The sequence below is a fragment of the Amycolatopsis sp. NPDC003731 genome (genome assembly GCF_053586895.1).
Genome location: NZ_JBSFNC010000042.1, coordinates 1 through 13,348, shown reverse-complemented (window position 1 = coordinate 13,348; position 13,348 = coordinate 1). Strand labels below are relative to the sequence as shown.

14 protein-coding genes are annotated in these 13,348 nt (G+C 72.2%); 7 read left to right on the top strand and 7 right to left on the bottom strand.

From position 1 onward, the window contains the following. Positions 1-89: 89 nt before the first annotated feature. Positions 90-1,289 (top strand): ROK family protein, encoded by a 1,200-nt coding sequence (locus ACWDN5_RS19370; protein ID WP_449677272.1) that lies wholly within the window; start codon positions 90-92, stop codon positions 1,287-1,289. Here the strand turns inward: ACWDN5_RS19370 and ACWDN5_RS19365 are convergent. Continuing rightward, positions 1,286-1,747 carry a pyridoxamine 5'-phosphate oxidase family protein gene (locus ACWDN5_RS19365; RefSeq protein WP_310977383.1) on the bottom strand — a complete coding sequence of 154 codons (462 nt, stop codon included), beginning with the start codon at positions 1,745-1,747 and terminating at the stop codon, positions 1,286-1,288. The genes ACWDN5_RS19370 and ACWDN5_RS19365 overlap by 4 nt on opposite strands. Between ACWDN5_RS19365 and ACWDN5_RS19360 the strand changes: the two genes are divergently transcribed. Further along, complete coding sequence (locus ACWDN5_RS19360; protein ID WP_449677271.1) at positions 1,746-2,228, top strand: MarR family winged helix-turn-helix transcriptional regulator; 483 nt, start codon at positions 1,746-1,748, stop codon at positions 2,226-2,228. The two genes, ACWDN5_RS19365 and ACWDN5_RS19360, sit on opposite strands and share 2 nt — an antisense overlap. Before the next feature lie 51 nt (positions 2,229-2,279). Further along, positions 2,280-2,603 (top strand): nuclear transport factor 2 family protein, encoded by a 324-nt coding sequence (locus tag ACWDN5_RS19355; RefSeq protein WP_449677270.1) that lies wholly within the window; start codon positions 2,280-2,282, stop codon positions 2,601-2,603. Here the strand turns inward: ACWDN5_RS19355 and ACWDN5_RS19350 are convergent. Then, on the bottom strand, positions 2,600-3,100 hold the full coding sequence (locus ACWDN5_RS19350; protein ID WP_449677269.1) for a PaaI family thioesterase: 501 nt from the start codon (positions 3,098-3,100) through the stop codon (positions 2,600-2,602). The genes ACWDN5_RS19355 and ACWDN5_RS19350 overlap by 4 nt on opposite strands. 118 nt (positions 3,101-3,218) lie before the next feature. Between ACWDN5_RS19350 and ACWDN5_RS19345 the strand changes: the two genes are divergently transcribed. Genes ACWDN5_RS19345 through ACWDN5_RS19335 form a run of 3 tightly spaced genes read left to right on the top strand, consistent with a single transcriptional unit; the run spans position 3,219 to position 6,718 of the window. Further along, positions 3,219-3,578, top strand: coding sequence for an ArsR/SmtB family transcription factor (locus ACWDN5_RS19345; RefSeq protein ID WP_310977387.1), 360 nt, complete (start codon positions 3,219-3,221; stop codon positions 3,576-3,578). Between the two features lie 9 nt (positions 3,579-3,587). Further along, positions 3,588-4,319: an HAD family hydrolase gene (locus ACWDN5_RS19340; RefSeq protein ID WP_449677268.1), complete on the top strand. Its 732-nt coding sequence runs from the start codon at positions 3,588-3,590 to the stop codon at positions 4,317-4,319. Next, positions 4,316-6,718 carry a glycoside hydrolase family 65 protein gene (locus ACWDN5_RS19335; RefSeq protein WP_310977389.1) on the top strand — a complete coding sequence of 801 codons (2,403 nt, stop codon included), beginning with the start codon at positions 4,316-4,318 and terminating at the stop codon, positions 6,716-6,718. The genes ACWDN5_RS19340 and ACWDN5_RS19335 overlap by 4 nt, the downstream gene beginning before the upstream one ends. Positions 6,719-6,787: 69 nt before the next feature. Here ACWDN5_RS19335 and ACWDN5_RS19330 read toward each other — a convergent pair whose 3' ends face one another. Both ACWDN5_RS19330 and ACWDN5_RS19325 read right to left on the bottom strand, forming a co-directional pair. Next, positions 6,788-6,970, bottom strand: coding sequence for a hypothetical protein (locus tag ACWDN5_RS19330; protein WP_310977390.1), 183 nt, complete (start codon positions 6,968-6,970; stop codon positions 6,788-6,790). Between the two features lie 41 nt (positions 6,971-7,011). Further along, positions 7,012-7,950 carry a Ppx/GppA phosphatase family protein gene (locus tag ACWDN5_RS19325; protein ID WP_449677267.1) on the bottom strand — a complete coding sequence of 313 codons (939 nt, stop codon included), beginning with the start codon at positions 7,948-7,950 and terminating at the stop codon, positions 7,012-7,014. A gap of 238 nt (positions 7,951-8,188) precedes the next feature. Here ACWDN5_RS19325 and ACWDN5_RS19320 point away from each other — a divergent pair, with 238 nt between their 5' ends. Further along, on the top strand, positions 8,189-8,797 hold the full coding sequence (locus tag ACWDN5_RS19320; RefSeq protein WP_449677266.1) for a class F sortase: 609 nt from the start codon (positions 8,189-8,191) through the stop codon (positions 8,795-8,797). A gap of 76 nt (positions 8,798-8,873) precedes the next feature. Here the strand turns inward: ACWDN5_RS19320 and ACWDN5_RS19315 are convergent, their stop codons facing one another. The 3 genes from ACWDN5_RS19315 to ACWDN5_RS19305 form a co-directional block, all read right to left on the bottom strand. Next, entirely contained in the window at positions 8,874-9,914 is a 1,041-nt protein-coding gene (locus ACWDN5_RS19315) for an LLM class F420-dependent oxidoreductase (RefSeq protein WP_449677265.1), read from the bottom strand. 82 nt (positions 9,915-9,996) lie between these two features. Next, positions 9,997-11,211: a fumarylacetoacetase gene (fahA, locus tag ACWDN5_RS19310; RefSeq protein WP_449677264.1), complete on the bottom strand. Its 1,215-nt coding sequence runs from the start codon at positions 11,209-11,211 to the stop codon at positions 9,997-9,999. 61 nt (positions 11,212-11,272) lie between these two features. Beyond that, positions 11,273-13,348: DUF885 domain-containing protein (locus ACWDN5_RS19305; protein WP_449677263.1), on the bottom strand; the 2,076-nt coding region annotated here is incomplete at its 5' end.

The following is a 13,348-nucleotide window of genomic DNA, read 5'->3' as shown; positions in this document are numbered from 1 at the left end:
CGGGCCGCGAACTGCGGGTATTCCGGCCGGATCCGGGCGCGGACGGCTAGCGTGGCAGGCAGCACGAGGACGACAGGAGGCGGGCACGGGTGGCCGGCGTAGAAATCCCCACGGTCGGTACCCCCGCCGGGATGCGCAAGATCAACCAGCGGGCGGTGCTCGACCTGCTGCGCCGCGGCGGGCCGGCGACCCGGCCGCAGGTCGCGAAGGACACCGGGCTGTCGAAGCCGACGGTCAGCCAGGCGCTGCTGGCCCTGGAGGCCGCCGGGCTGGCGCGCCCGACCGGGCAGACGTCCACCGGCACCGGGCGCTCGGCCGTGCTGTACGAAGCCGACCCCACCGCGGGGTACGTGCTGGGCGTCGACATCGGCCGCGAGCACCTGCGGGTCGCGGTGTCGGACCTCGGCCGCACGCTGGTGGCGCGCCGGGACGAGCGCAACACCGCGCGCTCCGGTGCGGCGCTGGTGACGGCGGTCGGGAAGATCGCGGCCGCGGCGGTCGCGGAGGCCGGTCTTTCGGCGGGCGACATCGTTGTCCGCGTGGTCGGCTCCCCCGGCGTCGCCGATCCGGAGAAGCGGTGCTTCCGGCACGCGCCGAACCTGCCGGGCTGGGGCCGCGCGGGCCTGATCGACGACCTCGAAGCGGCGCTGGGCCCGGACCTGATGGTGGAGAACGACGCGAACCTCACCGCGGTCGGCGAGTGGGAAAGCGGGGCCGCGCGCGGGGCGTCGGTGTTCGGCTGCATCACGATCGGCACCGGCGTCGGCATGGGCCTGATGGTCGACGGCCGGGTGTTCCGCGGCGCGACCGGCGCGGCGGGCGAGATCGGCTACCTGCCGTATGGCCGCACGCGCGCGGCCGACGAGCCCAGCACGCCGCCGGCCCGCGGCCACCTCGAAGAGGCGACGGCGGCCCAGTCGGTCGTGCAGGGCGCCCGGGAACTCGGCCTGGGCACGGCGAAGTCGGCCCGTGAGGTGTTCCGCCTGGCTCGCGAAGGCGACGAGCTGGCCCGGCAGGCACTGGCGGCGGAAGCCGACCGCCTCGCGTACACGGTGGCCTCGGTGGCGGCCGTGATCGACCCGGAACTGATCGTCCTGGGCGGCGGCATGGGCACGGCGGCCGACCTGCTGCTGGAGCCGATCGATCGGGCACTGCGCGCGTTCACGCCGTTGGTGCCGAAGGTGGTCCAGGGCGAGCTGGGCGAAGACGCGGTGCTGACCGGGGCGATCAGCGTCGGCCTGCGGGCGGCCGAAGGCCTGGTCTTCGACCGCCGGGTGGGTGCCGCTTAAGCCGCCCGCCAGGCTTCGCCGCCGGCCGACAGGCGCCACGGGGTCAGGCGCAGGACCGTGATCTTCGGATCGAGGTGGTCCTCGCCGCCGAGGATTTTCGGGTCGTAGCCCAGGGGCTCCGGCGTGGCCGCGAACAAGTCCCACAGGTACTTGCGCGTCTCTTCGTCGTCCTCGAACTCCGCTCGGCACTCCGCCACCGCCACCTCGTGCTGCGGGTCCCAGTACGAGCACGACACGTACGGCGACGCCGCCAGGTGCGCGAGCTTCAACGGGGTCGGCCGGGTGAACAGCCGGCCGACCAGGCCGTCCGGGGCAGGTTCCCAGATCGGGTGGACGACCCGGGAGCGCGGTCTCCCCCGCCGATCGACCGTCACCAGGGTGCACCAGACGATCCGGTGCGCCACGCGCACGAACGCTTCCGCCAGCTCCGCCGGCACTCTGCTAGATTCCACAACCATGGTTGTGCATCCTACCGCCGAAAGCCTCGACCTGTCACTGACGGCCCTTTTCGCGGGCTGGGCGACGACGGACGAGGTCCAGCGGCGGCTCGCGACCCGGGGCTTCGGTGACCTGCGCTTCAACGACGGCGTCGTGATCCAGCACGTCCTCGCCGCACCGCTGTCCATCACCGCACTCGCCGAGCGGATGGGCGTCACCCAGCAGGCGGCGTCGAAGGCGGTCGCGGATCTCGAACGCCGGGGCCTGCTGCGCCGCGACCCCGACCCGGCCGACGCGCGCTCGAAGCTGCTGCACCTCACCGAACACGCGCTGGCCGCCGTCGAAGCGACGCGGGTGCTGCGGCGGGAACTTCAGGAGGAGATCGAGGCGGAGTACGGCGCGAAGCAGGTCGAAGAGGCGCAGAAGCTCCTGGCCGCGGTCATCGGCCGGTACGGCGGCGGCGACGCGATCCGCGCCCGGCGGGTCCGCCCGCCGCGCTGATGACCTCCGGCGTAATCGACACCGCCGCCCGGACGGCCGACGATCGGCGGCATGAGCGAATCCGCGAAGAACCGCATGATCGTCGTCGACTGCCTGGAGAACCTGTTCGTGCACAAGGACTTCGAGGCCGCGAAGGCGGCGCTGCACCCCGATTTCGTCACCCACAGCCCCGGCCTGCCCTCCGGCCGCGAGGCGTTCACCGACGCGGTGAAGAATTCACCGCTGGCCGGCGCGAGCGCGGAGATCGAGCACGTCGTCGCCGAGGACGACCTCGTCGTCGCACACCTGCACGTGGCCGGGATGGCCGTCGTCGACATCCTGCGCGTCGAGGACGGCCTGCTCGTCGAGCACTGGGACGTCAAGCAGCCGCTCTAGCGCGTGATGACGCAGGTCCCCGACGCCGTGGCCAGCAGCTTGCCCTCGGCGTCGCGGATCTCCCCCTCGGCGAAGGCGATCCGGGACCCCTCCTTCACGACGCGGCCCGTCGCGCGGATTTCCCCGCGGCCCGCGTGGATCGCGCGCAGATAGTTCACCTTCAGCTCCACCGACGCGTAGCCGACGCCGGCCGGCAGGGTCGTGTGGACCGCGCAGCCGACCACCGAGTCCAGCATCGTCGCCGCCACGCCGCCGTGGACCATGCCGATCGGGTTGTACAGCGACTCGTCCGGCTCGGCGACCGCGACGACCTCGCCCGGTTCGACGCTTTCCCAGCGCAGGCCGAAGTGCGCGGCGATCGGCGCCGGCGGGACGCGGCCCTCGGCGATCGCCCGCATGTACTCCAGGCCGGACATCGTGGCGCCGAGCCGAGCGGTCTCCAGGGGGTCCTGCCAGGTGATGGTCTTCGAACGGACCGGGGCTTCGACGTCGGTCATGCGGGCTCCTCGATTATGACAACTGTCTTAAGACTCGCCCGCGGGACGGCGAGCGTCAAGCGCGACGTGACCCAGACCACCGGTGGTCCGCCCGCGCCGCGGGTGGAATCATCCGGGGGTGAGCACCGACCGCAAGCCGATCGACCCGGAACGCGTCGCGGCGGCGGTCGACGGGCTCGGCGACCGCGCCGTCATCGAGGAATGGGCGCGGCGCTTCTCCGTGGTCGCCGATCCCTCGCGGCTGGCGCTGCTGGTCTCCATCCACTACGCCCGCGAGATCAGCGTCACCGACCTCGCCGCGGCCACCGGCATGACGGACACCGCGGTGTCGCAGGCCCTGCGGCTGCTCCGGGCGCACGGGCTGGTCACACCCCAACGCACCGGCCGCGTGGTGCGGTACCGCCTGGCGGACGCCACGGTCCACGAACTCATCCACCGAGTGCGCCCGCACCCCGCGGAGGACAGCGAACACCGGTAGCGTGCGGGCATGACGGGATTGCCCGAGACCATCACCGCCTGCCTGTTCGACCTCGACGGAGTGCTGACCGGCACGGCGATCCTCCACCGCGAGGCCTGGAAGCGGACGTTCGACGAATTCCTCCGCGCCCGTGACGGCGCCGGGTTCAGCGAGTTCACCGACCACGACTACGCGGCCTATGTGGACGGCCGCCCCCGCGCCGACGGCGTGCGCGAATTCCTGCGGTCGCGGGGGATCGTGCTGCCCGAGGGCGAGCCGGACGACCCGGTGGACGCCCCGACCGTCAACGGCATCGGCAACCGCAAGAACGAGCTGGTCCTCAAGATCATCGACGAGCGGGGCGTGAACCCGTACCCGGGTTCGGTGCGCTACCTCGAAGCCGTGAAAGCCGCCGGGCTGCGGATCGCCGTCGTGACGTCGTCGGCCAACGGCGCCAAGGTGCTCGAGGGCGCCGACCTCAGCGAGTACGTCGAGGCGCGCATCGACGGCATCGTCATCCGCGAACGCCACCTGAAGGGCAAGCCCGCGCCCGACTCGTTCCTGGCCGGCGCCGCGGCGCTCGGCGTCGAGCCCGCGCACGCGGCCGTCTTCGAGGATGCCCAGTCCGGCGTCCAGGCCGGGAAGGCCGGTGGCTTCGGGTACGTCGTGGGCGTGAACCGGGCCGACCAGGCCGCCGAGCTGAAGGCCCACGGGGCCGACATCGTCGTCGACGACCTCGCCGACCTCCTGGAGGACCGATGACCGAACCGCACGGCTACGAATGCTCGCCGTGGGCCCTGCGCTGGCGCGGCATGGACGTCGACGCCCTGCAGCGCACCGAATCGGCGTTCGCGGTGTCCAACGGCCACATCGGCCTGCGCGGCACCCTCGAGGAAGCCGAGCCGCGCGGCCTGCCCGGCACCTACCTCAACGGCTTCTACGAGCAGCACGAACTCCCCTACGCCGAGGCCGGCTACGGCTACCCCGAAGAGGGCCAGACCGTCGTCAACGTGACCGACGGCAAGATCATCCGGCTGCTCGTCGAGGACGAACCGCTCGACATGCGCTACGGCGCGGCCACCGCGCACGACCGGGTGCTCGACTTCCGCAAGGGCACGCTGAGCCGGACCACCGAGTGGTCGTCGCCGACCGGGCGGCGCGTGCGCGTGCGCACCGAGCGGCTCGTGTCGTTCACCCAACGCGCGATCGCCGCGATCCGGTACGAGGTCGAGCCGCTCGACGAGGACCTGCAGCTGGTCGTCCAGTCCGACCTGCTGGCCAACGAGCCGATCGAGTCCGACACCAGCGACCCGCGGGTGGCCGCCGCGCTGAACTCGCCATTGGTCGGCGAGTTCCACCGCGCGTCGGACTACAACGCCGTGCTGGTGCACCAGACCCGCCGGTCCGGCCTGCGGATGGCCGCGGCGATGGACCACAAGATCGAGGTGGACGACGGGATCCGCGCGCGCATCCACTCCGAGGAGGACCTCGCGCGGCTGACCGTCGCCGTCGACGTGCCGAAGGGCGGCCGGCTGCGGATCACCAAGTTCCTCGCCTACGGCTGGTCCGCGCAGCGCTCGGTGCCGGCGCTGCGTTCGCAGGTCGAAGCGGCGCTGGCCGGCGCCCGCCAGACCGGCTGGAAGGGCCTGCTCACCGAGCAGCGCGAGTTCCTCGACGACTACTGGACCACCTCGGACATCGAGATCGAAGGCGATCCCGAACTCCAGCAGGCCGTCCGGTTCGCCCTGTTCCACATCCTGCAGGCCGGGGCCCGTGGCGAAAGCCGCGCGATCGCCGGCAAGGGGCTGACCGGGCCCGGCTACGACGGGCACGCCTTCTGGGACACCGAGTCCTTCGTCCTGCCGGTGCTCACCTACACCATCCCGGACGCGGCGCGCGACGCCCTCCGCTGGCGGCACTCCACAATGGACAAAGCGCGGGAACGCGCGCACCAGCTGGGGTTGCGCGGCGCGGCGTTCCCGTGGCGGTCGATCAACGGCGCCGAGTGCTCTGCGTACTGGCCGGCGGGCACGGCGGCGTTCCACGTCAGCGCGGACATCGCCGACGCCGTCCTGCGCTACCTCAACGCGACCGGCGACGAGGAGTTCGAGCGCGACTACGGCACCGAGCTGCTGCTGGAAACCGCGCGGCTGTGGGCGTCGCTGGGCCACCACGACCGGCACGGCACGTTCCGGATCGACGGCGTCACCGGGCCGGACGAGTACTCGGCGGTGGCGGACAACAACGTCTACACGAACCTGATGGCGCGCCGGAACCTGCAGGCGGCGGCGGAGTCGTGCGAGCGGCACCCCGAAGTGGCGGCGCGGTTCGGCGTCGACACCGTCGAGCTGGACTCCTGGCGCGCGGCCGCGGCGGCGATGTTCCTGCCCTACGACGAAGAACTCGGCGTGCACCCGCAGTCGGAGGGGTTCCTCGACCACGACGAGTGGGACTACGAGGGCACCGACCAGGCGCACTACCCGCTGCTGCTGCACTACCCGTACTTCGACCTCTACCGCAAGCAGGTCGTCAAGCAGGCGGACCTGGTGCTGGCGCTGCACCTGTGCGGCGACTCGTTCAGCCCGGAGGAGAAGGCGCGCGACTTCGCCTATTACGAGGCGAGGACCGTGCGCGACTCGTCGCTGTCGGCGGGGACGCAGGCGGTGGTGGCCGCCGAGGTCGGGCACCTGGAACTGGCCTACGACTACCTCGCCGAAGCCGCGCTGACCGACCTGCACGACGTGCACAACAACGTGCGCAACGGCCTGCACATGGCGTCGCTGGCCGGGGCGTGGCAGGGCGCGGTGGCCGGGTTCGGCGGCCTGCGGGACCACGGCGGAACGCTGGCTTTCGCGCCGCGGCTGCCGCCGCAGCTCGGGCGGATCACCTTCCGCCTGATGTTCCGCGGCACCCGGTTCCAGGTCGAGATCGATCCCGACCAGGCCACCTACCACGTCGTCGCCGGAGCACCCCTGGAGGTGCTGCACCACGGCGAGCGCATCACCGTCACGGCGGAGCCGCGGCAGTACCCGATCCCGAAGATCGACGCCGGCACGCCGCCGAAGCAGCCACCGGGGCGCGCGCCGATGCGGCGTGACTCGGAATCGGTGCGTCAGTACGCCGAGCCGTCCAACCCCATTACTGAGAGTTATTCTGGTTAGGCCGCCGCCTCCACCGCGAGACCGCAGCTTGCGGGCGAAGTCATGCGGCGGCCGACGGCTGAATAACTCTCACTGAGGATGGTCGCTAGCGGCTTCCCGTCCGGGTGGGGCCGGGACTTCCTCGGTCCCACCCGGGCTCACGTCCGGGTCCGGGGCCGTCGGCACGTCGTGCGTCAGCTTGCCGGGGGTCGGGAGCTTCGGGAGCTCTTCGTCTTCGTCGTCGCGGCCGTGAAGGCTCTGCTGCTGGCTCATGCTTTCCGGAATACCCGGTTTTCCCGGCAAGGGCCAGCGGATCAGGCCGCGCGCTCGGCCGCCGCGGCCCGCGCCTTGTCCTGCAGGGTGAGCAGCAGGCCGTCGCGGGTCGACCACGGGCAGATCGTCACCTTGCCGCCGGCGACCGTCAGCAGGGCTTCCGCGACGATCGCGCCGGCCAGGGCCTGGTGGGCGCGGCTGCGCGAGATGCCCGGCAGCTCGGCGCGCTTCGACGGCGGCAGCGCGGCCAGCCGCGGGATCCACGCGCGGAGGTCGTCGAGGCGCAGTTCCTTGCACTTGCCGGGGCGGGCGCCGGCCAGCCGGGCGAGCTGCTGGAGCACCTTCGAGCAGCCGATGACCCGCGGATCGTCGACGTCGGCGGCGCCCAGCGTGGTGGTGACGACGCCCAGTGCGTGCGCGCGCAGGGCTTTGACCTGCTTGTTCGACACGCGCTCCGACGGCAGCCAGTCCCGGGTCATCGAGCGGGCGCCCAGCGGCAGCGAGCGCGCGAAGGTGGCTTTCTCGCCGGAGCCGGCGGCCAGTTCGACCGTGCCGCCGCCGATGTCGAGCACGAGCATCGGCCCGGAGGCCTCATACCAGCGGCGGGCGGCGAGGTAGGTCAGTTCGGCCTCGCAGCGGCCGGAGAGGAAGCGCAGTTCGACCCCGGTCTCGCCGGCGACGTGCCGGACGACGTCGGCCGCGTTGGCCGCGTCCCGGATCGAGGAGGTGGCCAGCGGGTAGACGTCGCGGACGCCGTGGCGGTACGCCGTGGTCATGCCCGCCGCGACCGCGGCCGTGACGGCCTCGATGCCCCGGTCGGAGAGGCGGCCACGGACGTCGAGCTCGCGATCCAGACGCAGCCGCGTCTGGTGGTTGACCAGCGGCTCACGGGGTGAGCCGGACACCGGCACCACCACGAGCCGGGCGCTGAACGAGCCGACGTCCAGCACGCCCACCGCGGGCTCTTCTTTTTTTCGCACGGCTCGGCGCACCTCACTTCCGTCTGGTGAATATCCCCAGTTCGACGGTTTGAAACCAGTAATGATGTCCGATCTCACGGCGCTCCGCCGGACATCTCCGCGCTTGCCGCCCTCCGGGGGTGCGTTCCTGACGCGAAGGTCACAGTGAGATAACCCGATCGAGTGAACTAGGGTGCCACTGGACACGATTCGGTAACGCCAGCGTGCGCACCGCGATTGATCGGACATCGGAACCGGCGTGGAGCAGGGGAAACAGAGGCAACGGCCCGAGCGGCGAGCCGAGCTCGTGCGGCCGGCCGTTGTCGTGCTCGCGGTCGTCGCGGGCCTCGGCTGCGTCCTGCTCGGGGTGACGTCGGTGCTGGCCCCGGAGCCCGCGATCGCCCCGGCCGCGGACCGGCCTGCGGTGGCCGCGGCCCCGCCGATGGCGGTGCTGATCCCGGCGCTGGGCCTGACGCTGGAGCACGTGGTCCCGCTCGGTCACGTGGACGGGCGCCGTGAGCAGCCGGGGACCGCTTCGGGGGTGGGCTGGTTCGCCGACGGGCCGGTTCCGGGCGCGCCCGGAGTGGCGGTGTTGTCGGCGCACGCGAACTTCGGGTACGCGGCGGGGGCGTTCGCACGTTTGGGCAAGCTCCTGCCGAAATCGGTGATCACGGTGCGCGACACGAGAGGCCGGGAGACGCGGTTCACGGTGCGGCAGACGTCGGTGTTCCCGGCGACAGAGCCGGACAGCGCGCTGGTGGCACCGGAAGGGACCGGGCCGGAGCTGCGGCTGATCACCAGCGATGGGACCTACGACGGCGCCGGATTCGCCGGCACGCGGGTTGCGGTATACGCGACTCCCGCCTGACGCGTCGCGAATGACTCATTCGGGACGTCGGAGGTCCCGAATGAGTCATTCGCGGCATTGCGGCGAGGGGCGCCGCTCAGCCGATCAGCTCACGCAGCTGCGACACCGCCGCCACCCGGCCCTCGCGGCCCGGCTGCAGCGGGCTGACGATCAGCGTCGTCGCACCCGCCTCGGCGAAGGCCGCCACGCGCTCCTTCACGTAGCCCGCCGGGCCGACCAGGGAGATCGCGCGCAGCAGTTCCAGCGGGACGGCCGCCGCCGCTTCTTCCTTCTTGCCGTCCAGGTACAGGTCCTGGATCAGCTTCGCCTCGGCCTCGTAGCCGTAGCGGCAGGCCAGGTCGTTGTAGAAGTTCTTGCCGCGCGCGCCCATGCCGCCGATGTAGAGGGCCAGCATCGGCCGCACGTGGTCGAGGAGCGGCTCGACGTCGTCGCCGATGGCCAGGGCCACCGTCACGAACGTGTCCAGCTCGCCCAGGGCCGCATCGCGCTTGGCCTTGCCTTCGGCCAGGGACGCACCCCAGACGTCGGCCGCCTTCTCCGGGTGGAAGAAGATCGGCTGCCAGCCCTCGGCGATCTCGGCCGTCAGCGCGACGTTCTTCGGCCCGATCGAGGCCAGCAGCACCGGGATCCGCTCGCGCACCGGGTGGTTGATCAGCTTGAGCGGCTTGCCGAGCCCGGTGCCCTGCTCCGGCGGCAGCGGGATCGTGTAGTGCTTGCCCTCGTGGACCACGCGCTCGCGGCGCCACACCTGGCGGCAGACGTCGACGATCTCGCGCGTGCGGCCCAGCGGCGCGTCGTACTTCACGCCGTGGAAGCCCTCGATGACCTGCGGGCCGGACGCCCCGAGCCCGAGGATGAACCGCCCGTCGGAGACGAAGTCGAGGCCGGCCGCGGTCATCGCGGTCAGGGTCGGCGTGCGGGTGTAGATCTGGAAGATGCCGGACGCCAGCTGGACGCGCTCGGTCTTCGCGGCCAGGTAGCCGAGCTGGCTGACCGCGTCGAAGGAGTAGGCCTCCGGCACGAAGACGACGTCGAGGCCGGCCTTCTCCAGTTCGACGATGTCGGCGACGCTTTCGGCGAAGCCTCCGGAGTAGCTGATCCCGGTCCCGATCCTCATGGGCGTCCTTCCGCGGTGAGCGAGCGCTTAGTCGCTCGTCATTATGCGCGCTGCCCGGCTTCCTCCGATGTGGGTACCGCCACTATCCACCCGCGACGACCGTCCCCCGCACGTCGCCGAAGCCGACGCGCGAGCCGCCCGGGCCGGGGGCGGTCGCGCTGATCACCACCTCGTCGCCGTCTTCGAGGAACGTCCTCGTCACGCCGCCGGGCAGCTCCAGGGGTTCCTGGCCGCCCCAGGACAGTTCCAGGAACGAGCCGCGCTGGTCGCGTCCGGGGCCGGTCACCGTGCCGGAGGCGTAGAGGTCGCCGGTGCGCAGGCTCGCGCCGTTGACCGTCATGTGCGCCAGCTGCTGCGGGGCCGTCCAGTACTGGGTCGCGAACGGCGGGCTCGACACCAGGTGGCCGTTGAGCCGGATCTCCAGGGCCAGGTCCAGCCCCCACTTCTCGTCGGTCCGGAGGTAATCGAACGGCTCCGGGTCCTGCGGCGGGCCGTCGACGCGCGCGTGCTCCAGCGCGGCCAGCGGGACGATCCACGGCGACACCGACGTCGCGAACGACTTGCCGAGGAACGGGCCCAGCGGCTGGTACTCCCAGGCCTGGATGTCGCGCGCCGACCAGTCGTTGACGAGGCAGACGCCGAAGACGTGGTCCGCGAAGTCCGCTGTGGACACCCGGGTGCCCGGGACGGACGGGGTGCCGACGACGAACCCGACCTCCGCCTCGATGTCCAGCCGCTGTGACGGGCCGAACGAGGGCGCGTCGGCGTTGCGGGGCTTGCGCTGCCCGTGCGGCCGGACGACCGGCGTCCCCGACGTGACGACGGTGCCGGCCCGCCCGTGGTACCCGATCGGCAGGTGCTTCCAGTTCGGCGGGAGCTCGGTGGCGTCCGGGCGGAAGATCTTGCCGGCGTTGAGGGCGTGGTGCTCGCTGGAGTAGAAGTCGACGTAGTCGGCGACGTCGAAGGCGAGGTGGGTGGTCACGTCGGTCAGCGGGACGAGGTGCGGCCGCAGCTGATCGGCGTAGCGGGGCTCGGTGAGCCATTCGGTGAGGCTCTCGCGGACCTCGCGCCAGGTGGCGGGCCCGGCGGCCAGCAGCGGGTTGAGGACGCCGGCGGTGAGGAGCGGCGCGAAGGCGGCGGCCGTTTCGGCGGCCGCGGCGGTCAGGTCGAGCACGTGATCGCCGACGGGCACGCCGACCCGGCGTTCGGGCGCCCCGCCGACGGAGAAGACGCCGTAGGGCAGGTTGTGCAGACCGAAGGGGTGGTCTTCGGCAAGCTCGAGCCAGGTCACGTTCACTCCTCGTCCCGGGCGGCTTGCGCCGCCGAGTTCAGCTCTCGTCTCGGCCGCGGTGCTGATGTCACTGGGCGTCCTTTGCGGCGCGGGTGGCCACCCACTCCGCCACCACGTCCGCCAGCACCGGCAATGGCAGGGTTCCGCTGCCCAGCACCACGTCGTGGAACTCCCGGATGTCGAACGCCGCGCCCAGCGCCTGCTCGGCTTCGGCGCGCAGCCGCTCGATCTCCAGGCGGCCCACCATGTAGCCGAGCGCCTGCCCCGGGAGGCCCGCGTACCGGTCGACCTCGGCCTCGATCTCGATCCGGGCCATCGGCGTGTTGCCGACCATGAAGTCGACCGCCTGTTGCCGGCTCCAGCCCAGCGCGTGCAGGCCCGTGTCCACCACCAGCCGGGCCGCGCGCATCGAATCCTGCGTCAGCAGGCCGAGCCGGGCCGTGCTGTCGGAGTACAGCCCCATCTCGTCCGCGAGGCGCTCGGCGTAGAGGCCCCAGCCCTCGGCGAAGGCGTTGAACATGCCGATCCGGCGGAGCAGCGGGACATCGGTCAGCTGCTGGGCGAGCGTCAGCTGGAAGTGCTGGCCCGGCACGGCTTCGTGGAAGGCCACCGACTCGCTCAGCGTCCGCTGCCGCTGGTCCGCGTCGCGCGTGTTCGCGTAGTACGTGCCCGGCCGGGAACCGTCCAGGGACGGCTCGATGTAGTAGGCGATCGAACCGCTTTCGGCCTCCGCGTCCGGTACCGGCGCCACCTGGCACTTCTGCTCCGGGACCCGCAAGAACCATTGTGGTGCCACGGCTTCCGCGCGCGTGATCGTCGCGCGGGCGGATTCCAGCAGCTCGTCGCCGTCGCGCCACCGCAGGGCCGGGTCCGTGCGGATGCGCTCGAAGATCTCCGCCAGCTCGGTCGTGCCGAACAGCTCCGCGCCCAGCTCGCGGTACTCCCCCGCCAGCCGCTCGATGATCGCCGAGCCCGTGTCGTGCAGGTCCTGCGGGGTGCGCTCGGTCGTCGTCTCGGCGCGGATCAGGGCCGCGTAGCGCTCCGGGCCGCCCGGGAGGTCGCCGATCCCCGGCGACGTCTCCGGGCGGGCCACCGGGACGACCTCGTCGGCCAGGAAGTCCCGGTAGCGCCGGTAGGCCGGCCACACCACTTCGGCCAGCAACCGGTCGCGTTCGGCTTCGAGGCCGCGGACCGGCACCTTCAGCGGGTCGCTCTCCGGGGCGGCGAGGTACCGCTCGACGTAGCCGACGCCGATGCGCGCCAGGAACTCCGGCGGCGTCAGCCCCTCGGCGAGCGCCGCTCGCTGCCGCTCGATCACCTGGTCCAGGTACGTGCCGATCGCGGCGAGCCGGCTCAGGTAGCCGCGAACCTTGTCGTCGTCGTCGAGGATCGTCTGCGGCAGGTCCGTGAGCAGGCTGAGGGCCGGTGCGTCCAGCCCGTCGCTCACCGCGATGTCCGCCCGGCCGGAATCGAGCACGTCGATCCGCGTGCGGGCCTGCCAGATCACGACGTCCCGGGTGACGCGCTCGGCCGGTGTCAGCACCGCCGCGTCGAGCGCCTCGGCGCGCGCGATGACGCCGGCGAGCCCGGCGCGGAACCGGGCGGCGGCTTCGGCGGTCTGGTCGGCGAGCTTGTCGTGCGTGCCCGGCAGGCCGTAGATCGACGGGAACAGCGGCTGCGCCTCGAACATCAGCGCCAGGCACTCGTCGGCGAGCTTCTCGGGCGTGTCACGACGCCGCGCCACCCACTCGGCGACCACGCCGGACAGCACCGGCAGCGGCAAGGTGCCGCTGCCCAGCACGACGTCGTGGAACTCGCGGACGTCGAACGCCGCACCCAGCGCTTGCTCGGCCTCGGCGCGCAGCCGCTGGATCTCCAGCCGCCCCACCATGTAGCCCAGCGCCTGGGCCGGGTCGGCGGTGTACCGGTCGATCTCCGCCTCGATCTCCAGCCGCGCCATCGGCGTGTGCTCGGCGAGGTAGTCGACCGCCTGCTGCCGGCTCCACCCGAGCGCGTGCAGGCCGGTGTCGACGACCAGCCGGCCCGCCCGCATCGAATCCTGCGTCAGCATGCCCAGCCGGGAGACGTCGTCGGAGTACAGGCCCATCTCGTCCGCGAGCCGCTCGGCGTAGAGGCCCCAGCC